The 13,825-nt window shown below is 64.7% G+C and carries 16 protein-coding genes; 9 read left to right on the forward strand and 7 right to left on the reverse strand.

Going from position 1 to position 13,825, the window contains the following annotated elements; translation table 11 throughout:
• Nucleotides 1-37 precede the first annotated feature (37 nt).
• Both V5279_RS10925 and V5279_RS10930 read right to left on the reverse strand, forming a co-directional pair.
• Nucleotides 38-1,714, reverse strand: a complete 1,677-nt coding sequence (locus V5279_RS10925) for a carbamoyltransferase family protein (RefSeq protein ID WP_338697198.1) — start codon at nt 1,712-1,714, stop codon at nt 38-40.
• 222 nt (nt 1,715-1,936) lie between these two features.
• On the reverse strand, nt 1,937-2,887 hold the full coding sequence (locus V5279_RS10930; protein WP_338697200.1) for an aldo/keto reductase: 951 nt from the start codon (nt 2,885-2,887) through the stop codon (nt 1,937-1,939).
• A 389-nt stretch (nt 2,888-3,276) separates the two neighbouring features.
• On the opposite strand from V5279_RS10930, the gene V5279_RS10935 reads away from it, so the two are divergent.
• Nucleotides 3,277-3,612: a GYD domain-containing protein gene (locus tag V5279_RS10935; RefSeq protein ID WP_338697202.1), complete on the forward strand. Its 336-nt coding sequence runs from the start codon at nt 3,277-3,279 to the stop codon at nt 3,610-3,612.
• Between the two features lie 256 nt (nt 3,613-3,868).
• On the opposite strand, the gene V5279_RS10940 is transcribed toward V5279_RS10935, so the two are convergent.
• Nucleotides 3,869-4,108: a hypothetical protein gene (locus tag V5279_RS10940; protein WP_338697204.1), complete on the reverse strand. Its 240-nt coding sequence runs from the start codon at nt 4,106-4,108 to the stop codon at nt 3,869-3,871.
• A gap of 246 nt (nt 4,109-4,354) precedes the next feature.
• Here V5279_RS10940 and V5279_RS10945 point away from each other — a divergent pair, with 246 nt between their 5' ends.
• Nucleotides 4,355-4,609, forward strand: coding sequence for a high potential iron sulfur protein (locus V5279_RS10945; protein WP_338697206.1), 255 nt, complete (start codon nt 4,355-4,357; stop codon nt 4,607-4,609).
• Between the two features lie 2 nt (nt 4,610-4,611).
• On the opposite strand, the gene V5279_RS10950 is transcribed toward V5279_RS10945, so the two are convergent.
• Nucleotides 4,612-6,054 carry a helix-turn-helix domain-containing protein gene (locus tag V5279_RS10950; protein WP_338697208.1) on the reverse strand — a complete coding sequence of 481 codons (1,443 nt, stop codon included), beginning with the start codon at nt 6,052-6,054 and terminating at the stop codon, nt 4,612-4,614.
• 184 nt (nt 6,055-6,238) lie between these two features.
• Between V5279_RS10950 and V5279_RS10955 the strand changes: the two genes are divergently transcribed.
• The 4 genes from V5279_RS10955 to V5279_RS10970 all read left to right on the forward strand — a co-directional run bounded on the left by V5279_RS10955 (nt 6,239) and on the right by V5279_RS10970 (nt 8,315).
• Nucleotides 6,239-6,457: a hypothetical protein gene (locus tag V5279_RS10955; RefSeq protein WP_338697210.1), complete on the forward strand. Its 219-nt coding sequence runs from the start codon at nt 6,239-6,241 to the stop codon at nt 6,455-6,457.
• Nucleotides 6,458-6,527: 70 nt separating this feature from the next.
• On the forward strand, nt 6,528-6,737 hold the full coding sequence (locus tag V5279_RS10960; RefSeq protein WP_029083693.1) for a DUF4170 domain-containing protein: 210 nt from the start codon (nt 6,528-6,530) through the stop codon (nt 6,735-6,737).
• A gap of 213 nt (nt 6,738-6,950) precedes the next feature.
• On the forward strand, nt 6,951-7,526 hold the full coding sequence (locus V5279_RS10965; protein WP_338697213.1) for a hypothetical protein: 576 nt from the start codon (nt 6,951-6,953) through the stop codon (nt 7,524-7,526).
• Between the two features lie 21 nt (nt 7,527-7,547).
• The gene (locus tag V5279_RS10970) at nt 7,548-8,315 is read left to right on the forward strand and encodes a hypothetical protein (protein ID WP_338697215.1); all 768 of its coding nucleotides are present in this window, start codon (nt 7,548-7,550) and stop codon (nt 8,313-8,315) included.
• Here V5279_RS10970 and V5279_RS10975 read toward each other — a convergent pair.
• Entirely contained in the window at nt 8,312-9,199 is an 888-nt protein-coding gene (locus V5279_RS10975; protein ID WP_338701118.1) for a metallophosphoesterase, read from the reverse strand. The genes V5279_RS10970 and V5279_RS10975 overlap by 4 nt on opposite strands.
• A 160-nt stretch (nt 9,200-9,359) precedes the next feature.
• On the opposite strand from V5279_RS10975, the gene V5279_RS10980 reads away from it, so the two are divergent.
• The 3 genes from V5279_RS10980 to V5279_RS10990 all read left to right on the forward strand — a co-directional run bounded on the left by V5279_RS10980 (nt 9,360) and on the right by V5279_RS10990 (nt 10,831).
• Nucleotides 9,360-9,848 carry an NUDIX domain-containing protein gene (locus tag V5279_RS10980; protein WP_338697217.1) on the forward strand — a complete coding sequence of 163 codons (489 nt, stop codon included), beginning with the start codon at nt 9,360-9,362 and terminating at the stop codon, nt 9,846-9,848.
• A 39-nt stretch (nt 9,849-9,887) separates the two neighbouring features.
• Nucleotides 9,888-10,400 (forward strand): N-acetyltransferase, encoded by a 513-nt coding sequence (locus V5279_RS10985; RefSeq protein WP_338697219.1) that lies wholly within the window; start codon nt 9,888-9,890, stop codon nt 10,398-10,400.
• Nucleotides 10,401-10,513: 113 nt separating this feature from the next.
• Nucleotides 10,514-10,831 (forward strand): EthD family reductase, encoded by a 318-nt coding sequence (locus V5279_RS10990; protein ID WP_029083699.1) that lies wholly within the window; start codon nt 10,514-10,516, stop codon nt 10,829-10,831.
• A gap of 59 nt (nt 10,832-10,890) precedes the next feature.
• On the opposite strand, the gene V5279_RS10995 is transcribed toward V5279_RS10990, so the two are convergent.
• Complete coding sequence (locus V5279_RS10995) at nt 10,891-13,263, reverse strand: TonB-dependent receptor (protein WP_338697223.1); 2,373 nt, start codon at nt 13,261-13,263, stop codon at nt 10,891-10,893.
• A 111-nt stretch (nt 13,264-13,374) separates the two neighbouring features.
• Nucleotides 13,375-13,797, reverse strand: coding sequence for a DUF2946 family protein (locus V5279_RS11000; RefSeq protein WP_338697225.1), 423 nt, complete (start codon nt 13,795-13,797; stop codon nt 13,375-13,377).
• Nucleotides 13,798-13,825: the final 28 nt, after the last annotated feature.

Below are 13,825 nucleotides of genomic sequence, written 5' to 3' on the forward strand. Positions count from 1 at the left end.
GGCGCTGAAGATTCTGGGCTGAAGATGGCAGGCGAGGTCACGCCTTTGCCGTCAGCACCACATCGTCCATGAACAGCGCGTCGATGCCGGACTTGCGGAACGTGACGATTGCGTCGGTCGGGGCGCAGACGATCGGCTCGCTGTCATTGAAGGACGTGTTGACGACAAGGGGCACGCCGGTCTTGGCAAAGAAGCAGGAGATCAGCTCGTGAAAGCGCGGATTTGATCTGCGGCTGACGATCTGGACCCGGGCGCTGCCGTCGCGGTGCAAAACCGCCGGGATGAGATCGCGCCGATCAGGCTTGACGGGACATGCAAACAGCATGAAGGCGTGACTGGCCGTCGGCGCGCCGACCTCGAACCATTCCTCGGCGTGCTCGGCCAGTACGCTCGGCGCAAAGGGGCGGAAATCTTCCCGGTGCTTGACCTTTTGATTGAGGATATCGCGCATGTCCGGCCGCCGCGGGTCGGCGAGCAGGGAGCGGTTGCCCAGCGCGCGCGGCCCGAACTCCATGCGGCCCTGGAACCAGGCGACGATCTTGCCGCCGGCGATCATGTCGGCGGCATCGCGCGCCGGCGATGTGCTGCGCCGTGCCTTGAGCCCGGCCGACTTGACCGCCGCCAGAATCTCGCGCCGCTTGAATGCGGGCCCGAGATACGGCGTGTCGTTGCCGCGCTCGGGGGAACGCTTGTGCTTTGCGCAATGCACGGCGAAGGCGGCGCCGATCGCCGTGCCCGCGTCGTGCGGCGCGGAAGGGATGAACACGTTGGTGAATTCGCCGGATCGCCGGACCAGTTCATTGGTCACGCAATTGAGCGCGACGCCTCCGGCAAGACACAGATTGTCCGATGGCACCCTGCGCTTGAGGCGGCGGACGGCCGCGACGACCGCGGCATCCGTCGCCGCCTGCAACGCGGCCGCCATGTCGGCATGCCGCGGCAGTATTTCGCCGTCCTCGTAGCGCGGCGGCCCGAACACTGCTTCCATTCTGGCGTAACGCTCCGGGCTGTTGCCGAGATACTCCGGCGACACCCCGTAGTTCACCCCATCGGCACGCATGATCGACTCGAACTGCTGACGGAAAACCTCGGGATCGCCGTAAGCTGCGAGGCCCATGACTTTCGACGCGTCGTAATGCGAGAAGCCGAGATAGCCGCTGAACACCTCCCACAGGAAACCGATCGAATGCGGATATTCGAATGTCTCGACGGTCTGGATGCGGGTGCCGGCGGCCTTTGCCAGCGAGGTGCCCGCGGTCTCGCCGATTCCATCGATGGTGAGGATGGCCGCGTGATCGAAGCCCGACGGGAAGTAGGCGGATGCGGCGTGCGCCATATGGTGAGGCACGAAATGCAGCCGCTGCCGCAGTGAGCGTCCGAGCAGGTCGTCGATGGCGCCGGGCACCTGACCAAGCCGGAGCCGAAAGGTCTCCTCCAGCCGCGGATCCCACCACTCGGCGCGATATCGCTTGCGGCGCTGCCTCGGATCGAACGAGTATGCGACGTGATCGATATCGTGCGCGGTGAGCCCGGCATGGTTCAGGCAAAAGCGGATTGCGCGTTCGGGGAGTTGATGCGGGTTGTCGAACTCGGCTGGCTTGCCGTGCTTGATGCGGTTGAACCGCTCCTCCTCGGCGGCCACCACGAGCCGGCCGTCAACCAGCAGCGCGGCGGCGGACTCGTGATACACCGAGTTGATCCCAAGGATATTCACCTGCGTCCCCCCATACGCCTGACCGTCACAGCAGACTAGAGCGTTCTCGAGCGAAGTGGATACCGGTTCGCGTGAAGAAAACGCGTCAAACAAAAATCTAGAGCCCCGTTCCGATTTTATCGGAACGGAAATGGCTCTAGTCAAGCTGTCCGGAACAGTAAGGCAGTATCGAGGCTGCGCACTGAAGACCAAAAGCCGCAGTTCGCGCCGCTTGAAAACGCGCTATGTGCTCGCTGCGTCGAGCCGCTCGACCTGGCCCTTGGTCAGCTCGAGTTTGGTTGCAGCGACCAGCGTCGCGACCTGCTCGGGCCTGGTTGCGCTGGCAATCGGCGCGGTGATCGAGGGCTTTGCCATCAGCCAGGCCAGCGCGACCGCGGCCGGCTCGGCGCGGGTTTCCGCGGCGACCTCATCGAGGCCGGCCAGGATGCGCATGCCGCGCGGGTTCATGTATTTTGGAATGCTGCGCGAACCGCGCGGGCTCTTGGCGAAGTCGCTCTCCGAGCGGTACTTGCCGGTCAAAAATCCCGCGGCAAGCGAGAAGAACGTGATCACGCCGACGTCGTTCGCCTCGCAGACCCGTTGCAGCGCGCCTTCGTAGCTCGTTCGCTCCATCAGGCTGTATTCGGGCTGCATGCTCTCGTAGCGCGGCAGCCCGTTCGCTTTGGAGATATCGAGCGCGTCCTTGAGCCGCTCCGCCGAGAAATTCGAGGCGCCGATCGCCTGGACCTTGCCCGCCTTGATCAGTTTGTCGTAGGCCGCCAGCGTCTCTTCCTGCGGGGTCGTCTCATCGTCCTTGTGGGACTGGTAGAGATCGATGAAATCGGTCTGCAGCCGCCGTAGCGAGTCCTCGACGGCGCGCGCGATATAGTCCGGCTTCAGCCCGACATTGTCGTTGCCCATGTCCATACCGACCTTGGTGGCGAGGATGACGCGGTTGCGGTTGCCGCGCGCCTTCATCCATTTGCCGATGATCGTCTCGGATTCGCCGCCGCTATGGCCCGGCGCCCAGCGCGAATAGACGTCCGCCGTATCCAGGAACGTCAGCCCGTGCTCCAGCACGGTGTCGAGCAGGCGGAACGACGACGTCTCGTCGACGGTCCAGCCGAACACATTGCAGCCGAAGCACAGGGAGGGGACAGTGAGGCCGGAGCGGCCGAGCGCGCGATGCTTCATGAGTTTTCTTTCGCTTGTTCTTGAGGGCAGGCACCGGACACTGAGGCAGATCGCCTTTGTTTGCAAGGCGCTGAGCGACGCCCACACCGCTCTGGTTGCATCACAGGCGCCATGCTCGTTCGTGCGTCAGGTCAGGCAGGCTGCCCCTCGGCGCCGCGTCGATCACGGCGCGACTTTCGCAACGCGCAGGAACGCGATTTCATTTGTCGGGCGCTTGATGTAGATTGCCCGGCGAGCTGCCACCGGTCGCGCCGAATTCCGGAGAATGAGCGGCAGCGCACATGGCCATCGGCAGGCCACCTCTTCTCATTTCAGTACGAAATCTGCTGCTGCCCGGGTCACGCCCGGGTGAAACGCTTTTCTCATTTCAGCCAAATGGAGCGATTGCCATGCATTTCTGCTTCTCAGGTGAATACACCCCGCGTGCTCTCAACAACATCATGGAGAACCCGGCGACCAATCGCTATGAGGCCGCCAGGAAGTTGATCGAAGCGGCCGGCGGCAAACTGATTTCGATGTACAGCACGTCGGTCGATGGCCCCGGCGTGATGGTGATCTTCGACGTGCCGGATCCGACCGTCGCGCCTGCCATCAGCGGCGTGGTCGTGGCAGCCGGCACCATGCAGAATGTGAAGCTGACCCGGCTGTTTACCCAGGACGAGATCAAGGTGGTGCGGCAGCACGCGAGCAAGCTGAAGGCTGCCTACACCCCGCCCGGCGGCTAGCAGGCCGGAGGATCAAGCACCGCTGATCGTCTGACGTTCGGTGTCCTCTCGCGCGGCGGCGCTACCCGGCGCTCCGCGCGAAGGCGAGGGCCGTTGCGCGCGTCGCTGATCCGGGGCGCGTCAACGGATGGGCAACACGCTCAGGCGGATGTCGCGGGCACGTGCATGCCGGTTCGCAAGCCCCGGCCGGTTGTGCCGTCGCCTGACGTCCGCCGCCTCGTGTTTCAACATTCGGCATCAGCGTCGCAGCCGCCCCTCAAGCAGGCGGCGTGTCCAGGTAGACGTAGAGCGCCGCGATCTTGCCGTCCCGCACGATGATGAAATCCACGCCGGTGTACGCAGGCTTCTCGCCTTGCGGCCCGGAGCCCCATGCCAGGCGTCCCGAATTGTGCAGGACCTGCGGCGCGCCATGAGGCGTGTAAGCAACGTGCGTATGCGTCGCCCGGAGATCGCCGGCGAACTTGTCGAGTGCATCGTGGCCCACCCACACTGTCATCGCCCGGCTTGACCGGGCGATCCAGTACGCCGCGGCCTCTCGGCTCAAGCACTGGCGTCTCTGGAATACTGGATCACCCGCATGCGCGGGTGATGACGCCGCGTTATTTGGAATGTGTCCCTGTCATTGCGAGGAGCGATAGCGACGAAGCAATCCATTGTTCTACATGCGGCGAAATGGATCGCTTCGCTTCGTTCGCAATGACGGCTACAATTGCGACCGGATATAAATGGAGAAACAACTCCAATGGTCGAGCAACAAGGTGGCTGTTCGCGGCGCAGGGCCGTTGCGGCCATTTTCGTCATTCCCGCCTCACTTCTCCTGCGGCCCGCCTCTGCGTCCGACAAGATGACCAAACCCCAAGCCGAGTATCAGGACACGCCGAACGGCATCTACTCCTGCGGCGCGTGCACGTTGTTCGTCGAACCCGACGGCTGCAAGGTGGTTGAGGGCGCCATCAGCAAGGACGGCTGGTGCAAGGCATTTGCGGCAGTGGATTGAGCTCACAGCTCCCGCGCATTCGAGAACGCGAACGACGACACCCGCCGCGTCGTCTCGTCCAGGATCAGGGTCCGCGTGATCGGCGGCTCGGCGCGCTGGCTGCAATTCTCGCGCTCGCAGAGCCGGCAGTTGACGCCGATCGGGGTGCCCTCGACCTTCTCCAGATCCATGCCGGTCGCATAGACGAGCTTGGCCGCATGACGGATTTCGCAGCCGAGCCCGATCGCAAACCGCGGCTGCGGCTGCGGATAGGGCGCCACCGGCCGGCGCACCGTCTGCGCGATCGAGAAATAGCGCGTGCCGTCGGGCAGCTCGATCACCTGGCTGAGCAGGCGGTCCGGCATGTCGAAGGTCGAATGCACGTTCCAGAGCGGACAGGTGCCGCCGAATTTGGAGAACGGAAAGGTGCCGGACGAAAACCGCTTCGACACGTTGCCGGCATTGTCGACGCGCAGCAGGAAGAACGGCACGCCCCGTGCGTTCGGCCGCTGCAAGGTGGTGAGACGGTGGCAGACCTGCTCGAAGCCGGCGTTGAAGCGCTGCGCCAGCACGTGGACGTCGTAGCTCAAGGCTTCGGCGGCGGAATGAAACGCCTGATAGGGCATCATCGCCGCCGCGGCGAAATAATTGGCGAGCGTGATGCGGTAGAGCCTGCGCGCGGTGTCGTCGAGCGGACCGGCGCGGCTGACGATCGCGTCGATCGCTGTGCCGCATTCGACAAAGCCGATCTGCAGCGCGAGCTGGAAGCTGCGGCCGGCACTGTCGACCAGCTCGGAGATCAGGAGCTGCCGGCGATGCCGGTCGAAGCGGCGCAGCGTCTCGCGCATCACGTCGACCGGCATCACGCGGGTGACGGTCGAATGTTTTTCGCGCAAGCGCGCGCTGAGTGCCGTGAACAGGCCTTCGGTCGGCACGTTGAGCTCGTCGCGCAGATTTTCCGCCGCGGTCTCGAGCTCCGGAAAATAGTTGCGGTTGGCCTCGATCAGGTCGCGCACCCGCTCGATCGGGTTGGCGTCGAACTGCGAGCCCTCGCGATCGGCCATCTGCGCCGCCACCAGCGTCTCGCCGCGGCGCGCCTCGGTATAGGCGGCGTAGAGCCGCTGCAGCGCATGGGTCACGCCGGGGCAGAGCTCGGCGAGGTCGCGCAGCTCCTGCTTCGGCAGGTCGATCTGGCGGAACAAGGGATCGGAGAAGATCTCGTTGAGCTCCGCGAAGAAGCGGTCCTCGTCGGCGGTGGCGAGGTCGCGCAGATCGAGATCGTAGGTCTCGGCCAGCCGCAGCAGGATCTGCGCCGTCACCGGGCGCTGATTGCGCTCGATCAGATTGATGTAGGAGGGCGAGATGCCGAGCCCCTCGGCGATCTGGGTCTGCGACAGTCCCAGTTGCTGGCGGATCCGCCGGAACCGCGGACCGACAAACAGTTTCTTTCCGGATTCAGACGGCATGGGGTGCTCCTAGGCGGTGCTACTTCGCCTCGCCCCGCCTGCGGGGAGAGGCCGACGCGCACCGAGCGATGCGAAGCTTCGCGCGGAGTGCTGCGGGTGAGGGGCCCTCCACGAGTCCTGTTGTGGAGAGAGGCCCCTCACCCCAACCCTCTCCCCGTAAGAACGGGGAGAGGGAGATGTAAGCATGACAGCCTTCCTGACCTATTATGTGACAAAATTTACAAATCGACATTTATTACAAGTTCAGATGTTACATGACATCACCAATAAAAAACAAGGCATCTATACGAGCTTCCTGTTTTCGCGTTTAGCTCTTGGCAGGCGGTTCGCAACACGCTGTCAAGAATGTCGATTGGAGGGAGAGCAGGCAGCACGCCGGCCTGCCCACGATCGACCTCTCTGACGGCAGGGTGCGGCGATCAAGGTTTCGGCGGCTCGGCAAAGGCAGGCCGATTTTTTAGAGGAGACTGATGATGAGCAAGGGCAGCAATTTCTGGGTGATCGGCGGCGAGTTCGGCTCGATGAACTTCCACAAGCTCGTCGAAGGCTCGGCCCAGGTGCAGGGTCCGTTCAAGACCCGCAAGGAAGCCGAGGATGCGTGGCGCGTGGTCTCGGAAGAGAACCGCCACAAGGCCGGCGTGCGCTTCTCCATCGTCGAGGAGCCGTCGCGGGTTTCGGCCTGACGGCTTCCCTTATCAACGAGCTAAGAAACGTCCAAGGACGGCAGCCCCATCCGGTTCATCCGGGTGGGGCTGTCCGCTTTCGGAACACTGCCGCGGTCTTTGAACTGGGGATAAGTGGCCCCCTAAGTGCTTGGGAACCAACGTGCTTTGCGGACGGCATGGTTGCTGATAGGTTAATCGACAAGGCAACCCGTCACCACGAGGCCGCAAGGCATGTCCGATCCGCACAACACCGGCAGCGAGGCGCGCGAGATGCGGCCGACGCTGCGAGAGGCGCTGCGGCGGGCGCGGATCGAGGCGGCCGATCGCACCGGCGTCGTCGTCGAGTTGCGCGACGCCGAGGTGGCACGGCTCGAGATCCTCAACGACGCGCTCGATCCCTTGTTCGCGCAGGTGCCGGAGAAAGTCGATCTGTTCGACCGCGGCATCAGCCAGGGCGAGACGCCGCGGCTGTGGATCGACGTCGTCGCCCATGTGCTGATGGGACGCGACAAGCGCATCTATCGCTTCGTGCAGGACACCCGCTTCGGCCGCATCGTGCTCGCCGAATCGCACGACGTGCCCGTGATCGTCGACGCCGTCACCGATTATGTCGCGCGCCGCATGATCGAGCGCGAGCATGCGATGGTGGCAACGCCGCTTCCGGCTGCCGAGCCGGCGCCGCCGCCGCCCGTGCCGGTGGTGGCGCCGAAGCGCCGCGGCGGGTTCGGCATGTTCGTGCTCGGCTTCATCATGGGCGCGCTGGCGCTGTTCGGCTACGCGCTGTTTGCGAGCTGGCAGAATTTCTAGCAGCTGAGGGGCGGGGGCATCGTGGTTGTGACACCCGCCTCGGCATTTTTCGGCGTGCTGGCGGCGGCCGCGGTGGTCGGCAGCGCCGTGCTGTTCGGCAAATGGCAGAGGTTGCGGCGCGCCGAATATATCCGCACCTTCAAATGGCCGGCGGGTCTGCTGGGGCGGCTCGAGAAGCGTCACCCGGGTTTCATGCGCAAGGACAGCGCGCTGGTTTCGCGCGGCCTGCGGCAGTTTTTCCTCGCCTATCTGATGAGCGGCAAGCGCTACGTCTCGATGCCATCGCAGGCCGCCGACGACCTCTGGCACGAATTCATTCTCTACACCCGCGAATATGATGCGTTCTGCCGCCGCGCCTTCGGCGGCTTCCTGCATCACACGCCGGCCGTCGTGCTGGTGAAGGAACGGCGCCGGAGCAATGAGGGGCTGCGGCGGGTCTGGTGGTATTGCTGCAAATACGAGAACATCGATCCGGTCAGGCCGACGCGGCTGCCGCTGTTGTTCGCGCTCGACGCCAAGCTGAACATTGCCAACGGCTTCGTCTATCACACCGATTGCGAGGCGCTGCGCCGCAGCGGCATTGCCGGTGATAGCCCCTATTGCGGCGGCGATTTCTCCGACTCGTCGATCGACGGATCGTCGGCGGGCTTCGGCGATGCCGGCAGCGATGGAAGTGGCGGCGGGGATGGTGGCGACGCTGGCGGCCATGGCGGCGGCGATGGTGGGGGTGGTGGCGACAGCGGAGGTGGCTGCGGTGGTGGTTGTGGCGGCGGCGGGGGTGGGGACTAGGACAGCCGCGTTTGCTTCAACTCGCGAATGCCATCGTGCTTGCCGAAGCCGCGCACGGTCTGCTCGCAGCGCCAGGCGTTGCCGTCGCGCTCGATCGAGAACAGATTGTAGGCGGCCGCCGGATAATGCTTGCGTGCCAGCGCCGATGCCGACGGCACGCCGATCGCGGGGATCTTGCGCTCGGGGCCGTCGAACCACATCGTCGAGTGGATGTGGTCGTGGCCATGCAGCACCAGCTCGACCCCGTGCCGCTTGAGCAGCGCCAGCAGCTGATGCGAATCGGTCAGCCGCTTGGCGCGTCCGTCGGAGTGCAGCGGATGATGCACCAGCAGCACGCGGAAGGCGTCCTCGCGCGACAGCTGCGCAAGGATCGTCTCCAGCGCGCCGAGCTGGGCGTGGCCGAGCCAGCCGGTTGCCATCAGCGGCGGCGTCGGCACCGCCGAGGAGACCCCGATCAGCGCCACCGGCCCGCGGCGGCGCACGAAGGGAAAGTGGGTCGCTGCGTCATCGGCGTCGCCGCGCAGATATTCGCCGAAGTGACCAACGAAGCGATGCCGCGTCGCGCGCACATAGGCGTCGTGATTGCCGGGGACCACGGTCACACCGGAGGGATCGCCGACGCCCTCCAGCCATTGCCGCGCCGGATTGAACTCGGCATCCAGCGCCAGATTGACGAGATCGCCGGTCACGGCGACATGGTCCGGCTGCTGCGCCTGCATGTCCGACACCAGCGCATCGAGCACGTCGCGGCGATGATATTTGTGACGGTTGCGCGTCCAGTTCAAATAGCCGAAGGCGCGCTTGCCGGCGAGATCGCGCAGCCGCGCCGCCGGCAGCGGCGGCAGATGCGGATCCGACAGATGCGCGAGGCGGAATGCCGCCATCATGCGATTCCCCTAAGGATTGCCCGTGAAAACTGGCCGGCAACCGGTCATGTCGTGCTATCCCGAACGTCCTGCCCTGTATTGGCAAGAGCTGCGCGGGCGCGCAAGGATCAAAGCAAGGATCAATGCAAGGATCAAACAGCATGATGTCGAGGGTTCAGTGACGATCCTTGAGGGCTTACGCAAGCGCTACGAACCGCAGATCAGGTGGGTGTTTCATTTCTACTGGCGGTTGGCCCGCAGCATGACGCTCGGCGTCCGCGCCGTCGTGCTCAATGCCGACAACAAGGTGTTCCTGGTCAAGCACAGCTACGTCCATGGTTGGTATCTGCCGGGCGGCGGGGTCGAGGTCGGCGAGAGCTTTCTCGAGGCGCTGCGGCGCGAGCTGGAGGAGGAGGGCCGGATCGAGCTCGCGGGCGAGCCGGTGCTGCACGGCATCTTCCACAACAGCCACGTCTCGCCGCGCGATCATGTCGCGGTCTATGTGGTGAGGAACTACCGCCAGGACCGGCTGCCGGAGCCGAATCGCGAGATCGTCGCCTGCGGCTTCTTCGATCCGGCTGATCTGCCCGAGGAGGCTACCCCCGGGACGCGGCTGCGCATCGCGGAGGTGCTCGACGGCAAGCCGCCGACGGCCACATGGCGGTGATGGACCGCGCCCGCGCCAGATGCTATCCCGCGCCCCACAATGACTGAACTGTCCCTGACCATCCTGCCCGAGACCCCGAAAGACGCCCAGGCGATCGAGCGCCTGCACGAGCGCACCTTCGGGCCCGGCCGCTTCGTGCTCAGCGCCTACCGGCTGCGCGAGCATGTCGATCATCTGCTCGACGTCTCCTTCACGGCGCGGATCGGCACGCTGCTGGTCGGTTCGGTGCGCCAGTTACCGGTCACTATCGGCGATACCCCGGCCCTGATGCTCGGGCCGTTGACCGTCGAGCCGCCGTTCCGCAGCCGCGGCGTCGGCCGCGCGCTGCTCGAGCGTGCGATCAACGATGCTCGCGCCAAGGGCCACCGGCTCATCGTGCTGGTCGGTGACGAACCGTACTACGCGCGCGTCGGCTTCAAGCCGGTCCCGAAGGGTCGGATGACGATGCCCGGACCGGTCGACTACAGTCGCGTGCTTGTCATGGAACTGGTCGAAGGCGCGTTCGAGGGCGTGTCGGGGCCGATCCAGCCGGATTGGAGCAAGGCGATCTGACATTCCCGCGAGCAACGCCGGAACGGTTGCGCACCTTCGGAAACTGAAGCACAGTTGAGCCAAGCGCCGGGACAAGACCGGCGCATGTCATATCAACAGGGAGAGTGCGCGCGATGATCAAGGTCAGTGTGATGTATCCGAACAATCCAGGCGCGCGCTTTGATCACGATTACTATCGCGACAAGCACATGCCGCTGGTGAAGGCGCGGCTGGGCGACGCCTGCAAATATTACACCGTCGACAAGGGCCTCGCCGGCGGCGCACCGGGGACGCCGGCAACCTATGTCGGGATGTGCCACATCTTCTGCGACTCGGTTGAGGCCTTCGCGGCCGGCATGGGGAAGCACGCTCAGGAGATCATGGGCGACATTCCGAATTACACCGATCTGCAGCCGGTGATCCAGATCAGCGAAGTCGTCGTCGGCCACTGACGACGCGGGTTCTCGAGGCATGATCCCTCTGCCGCGTGCGGCAGAGGGATACGCTTGTCTCAGAACTTCAAATTGGCGAACGCCCGCACACCGATGCCCGGCATCAGCACCTCGTCCTTGGTGTAGGAGACGGAGTTGCGGATGTTCTGGTTGAGCAGATTGTTGCCGACCAGACCAAGCGTCATCTCGCGCGCGCCGATCCATGATTGCGTGAGCTTGGTGTTGTAGGTGATCTCCGCGTTCAAGAGATTGTAGCCCGCAGTCGGGGTCTCGCCGACCACAGCGATGTCGTTCTGCGCGAAGGCGTGCACCAGATTGATGCGGGTGAACCAGTTGCTGTCGCGCCAGTACACGCCGCCGCCGAGCCGCACCGGCGGAATCCGCGGCACGTTGGTGCCGTCGGTGAAGGTGGCGCGCACCACATCGAACTGGTCCTCGATACCCCAGATGCCGCCGTTGAGCGGGCCGATGTCGAGCTGGCTCTGGAACTCGGCGCCGCGGAAGGTGGCGTCGCGCTGCGCGTATCTCGCCTGGTTCAGCTCAAGCTGGTCCGGATTGGCTATGTCCACGCAAGCCGCACTGTCGCACGTGTTGCCAGTCAATTGGCGGTAGATAAAGCCGTTGAACTTCGTGTAGTAGCCGGTGAGTTCGAATCGCAACGGCCCCGTTGCCCGCCTTAATCCCACCTCGATCGATTTTGCCGTCTCGATGCCGAGATTGGGATTGCCGATGTCGAAGGTGGCGGTCGCATCATGGGCGCCGCGCGAAAACAGCTCTGCCGGTTTCGGCGCGCGTTCGACGTATTGACCGGTAATGCTCGCAACCAGATCCCACGGCAGGTTCTGGATCAGGCCAATGCTCGCACTTTTCGGCGTGAAGTGCAGATTGCGCGGCGTGGCGGGACCAATACTGGCAGGGTTGATGTTGACGTCGAACACGTCAGGTATGAATGCCGGCGTTGTCCCGGAGAGGTTGATGTGTTCGATGCGTCCGGCGATCTGCGCCTTGGTGGTCTCGCTGAATTTCAGCTCGTTGAAGACGTAACCGGCGACCCTGTTGTTGTTGTTAGGGTCCCACAATCCGTTGAGCGGGCTGCCTGGATCGTCCGGACTTGGGGCCGTCAATTCCTGATGGCCGGCCTGCAGCCCGAACGCCGTCGTCACGGCCGCGAAGCGCGCGTTGAACGGCATCATTTGCACTTCGAGCCGGGCTTCCTGCTCCTTGTTGGTAAAAGTCTGCCGCACGCCGTCGCTTGAGAGATCAACCGGATCGGCAAGACCGATTTCGTTGTGGCGATAGTCGGTCGCGCCGACCCAGAACCGCACCGCGTCGATCGCCGCAGCATCGGGCCGGTACTCGCCCTTGACGGCGATCTTGGTCTGGTGCGCGTCGATCCGGGTCTGATGATCGGCACCGTCGATGCCGGGAATATGATAGAGCGAGTCGTTCTGGGTGATCGACGCGCCGATATAGCCGCCCTGGAAGAAATACGAGCCGCCGACCGAGGCGCCGTCCGACTGCGTCGCGGAGTTCGGCTGGCGGCTGCCCACCGGCCGCGTCTGGTCGAACAGATAAGGATAGCTCGGGATGCTGTAGTCGCTGGTGGTGCGGCCATAGACGTCGGCATGCACGGCGACATTGTTGCCGCCGGCGTCCAGCAGCATGCCGCCCTCGACGCCGCGATTGACCGAACTGACCGATGTGCGGGTCTCGACGTTGAGGCAGCCCGGCGAACCGGCATCGGCCAGCGGCGCCTTCACCGGCAAACCGTAGGTCTGGAACGGCGCTGCCGCGCAGGTCGGCATCGCGTCGGGAATTCGATTGTTGCTGGCGCTGACGACGCCACCGATCGAGGTCGAGCCGTAGCGCAGCGCGGCAGGTCCCCGCACCACCTCGATCTGGTTGGTCGAAAGCGGATCGATCGGCACGAAATGATCCTCGCCGAGATCCGACACGCCGCCGCCGCCGAGACCGTTCTCGACGATGCCGACGCGGTTGACGTCGAGGCCGCGGATGATCGGCCGGCTCGATGCGCCGGGCGCGAAGCTCGAACCGGTGATGCCGGGCTTCGAGAACAAGAGATCGCCAAGCGTGGCGCCGCCGGAGCGCCGCAGCTCCTCGTTCGGTATCACGGTGACGGTCGCGAACTGGTCGGTGACGACGGGCAGCACGCCTTGCTGCAGTGCCGGCGCCGCGGGCGCCGGCTGCACTGCTGTGGCGCGTTCGCGGTTCCGGCTCGGCGCAGCCCGGACAACGTGTGTCGGGGTGCGTGCTGGCGCTGTGCGGTGCCGCTGGATCGGGCTTGGTGCCGTCACGGTGATGTCAGGGAGTTGCGTCGGCGTGTCATCGGCGAGCGCGCCGCTATTCATTGCGCCCAGCAACAGCCAGCTCGCGCCCCCGATGTGGAGTGCTCGTTTCTTCTGAAGTGTCATTGTCCCGATCCAGCCCCGTCGAAAATGACGGATCGATTCCGATTTGCCCCGCTGGCGCAGCCGCAAATGTGACGCGGCTGTCCGCTCAGGGCGTGCGGCAATCAGTCGATGTCAGGACAGGGGAGGTGCGCGGGAGTGAAACGCGGCAGGCGCCGACTTCAGATGGACGAATTCGGCGTTGGTGGTGCGGAACAGAAGCTCGACGGCTTCCGGCAGCAACAGCACCGGCGGGGCCGTGAACAGCATGCTGCTCGCGAGCGAGATGACGGCGCAGATCGCGCAATTATCGGCCGGATGCCGGTCGTTGTCGTGCCTGGCGGGCGGCTCGGTCCCGGTCACCTGGACCGCGAGGTCCGGGGTTGCGGAGGTCCCGATATAGGCGAGATCGACCAGCGACAGGCCGGTCTGGGACGCGGGCGCGGCTTGCGCGGCCGCTATCGGATGGAAGTGCCCGAACGACAGCACGAACTGGACGGCGAGCGCGAACAGCGCCAGCCGCGAGCCAGTCTTGATGTGTCTCCGGAACCACTTCATGCGATAACGCCCACCCCATCGGGAGCGC

It is taken from the genome of Bradyrhizobium sp. 26S5 (genome assembly GCF_036923295.1).
Lineage (GTDB): Bacteria > Pseudomonadota > Alphaproteobacteria > Rhizobiales > Xanthobacteraceae > Bradyrhizobium > Bradyrhizobium septentrionale.

Bases quoted from the DNA above. Each gene is read 5' to 3' on its own strand.
- V5279_RS10930 (WP_338697200.1), bottom strand. From the start codon at position 2,887: ATGAAGCATCGCGCGCTCGGCCGCTCCGGCCTCACTGTCCCCTCCCTG.
- V5279_RS10935 (WP_338697202.1), top strand. From the start codon at position 3,277: ATGCATTTCTGCTTCTCAGGTGAATACACCCCGCGTGCTCTCAACAAC.
- V5279_RS10940 (WP_338697204.1), bottom strand. From the start codon at position 4,108: ATGACAGTGTGGGTGGGCCACGATGCACTCGACAAGTTCGCCGGCGAT.
- V5279_RS10945 (WP_338697206.1), top strand. From the start codon at position 4,355: ATGGTCGAGCAACAAGGTGGCTGTTCGCGGCGCAGGGCCGTTGCGGCC.
- V5279_RS10950 (WP_338697208.1), bottom strand. From the start codon at position 6,054: ATGCCGTCTGAATCCGGAAAGAAACTGTTTGTCGGTCCGCGGTTCCGG.
- V5279_RS10955 (WP_338697210.1), top strand. From the start codon at position 6,239: ATGACAGCCTTCCTGACCTATTATGTGACAAAATTTACAAATCGACAT.
- V5279_RS10960 (WP_029083693.1), top strand. From the start codon at position 6,528: ATGAGCAAGGGCAGCAATTTCTGGGTGATCGGCGGCGAGTTCGGCTCG.
- V5279_RS10965 (WP_338697213.1), top strand. From the start codon at position 6,951: ATGTCCGATCCGCACAACACCGGCAGCGAGGCGCGCGAGATGCGGCCG.
- V5279_RS10975 (WP_338701118.1), bottom strand. From the start codon at position 9,199: ATGGCGGCATTCCGCCTCGCGCATCTGTCGGATCCGCATCTGCCGCCG.
- V5279_RS10985 (WP_338697219.1), top strand. From the start codon at position 9,888: ATGACTGAACTGTCCCTGACCATCCTGCCCGAGACCCCGAAAGACGCC.
- V5279_RS10990 (WP_029083699.1), top strand. From the start codon at position 10,514: ATGATCAAGGTCAGTGTGATGTATCCGAACAATCCAGGCGCGCGCTTT.
- V5279_RS10995 (WP_338697223.1), bottom strand. From the start codon at position 13,263: ATGACACTTCAGAAGAAACGAGCACTCCACATCGGGGGCGCGAGCTGG.
- V5279_RS11000 (WP_338697225.1), bottom strand. From the start codon at position 13,797: ATGAAGTGGTTCCGGAGACACATCAAGACTGGCTCGCGGCTGGCGCTG.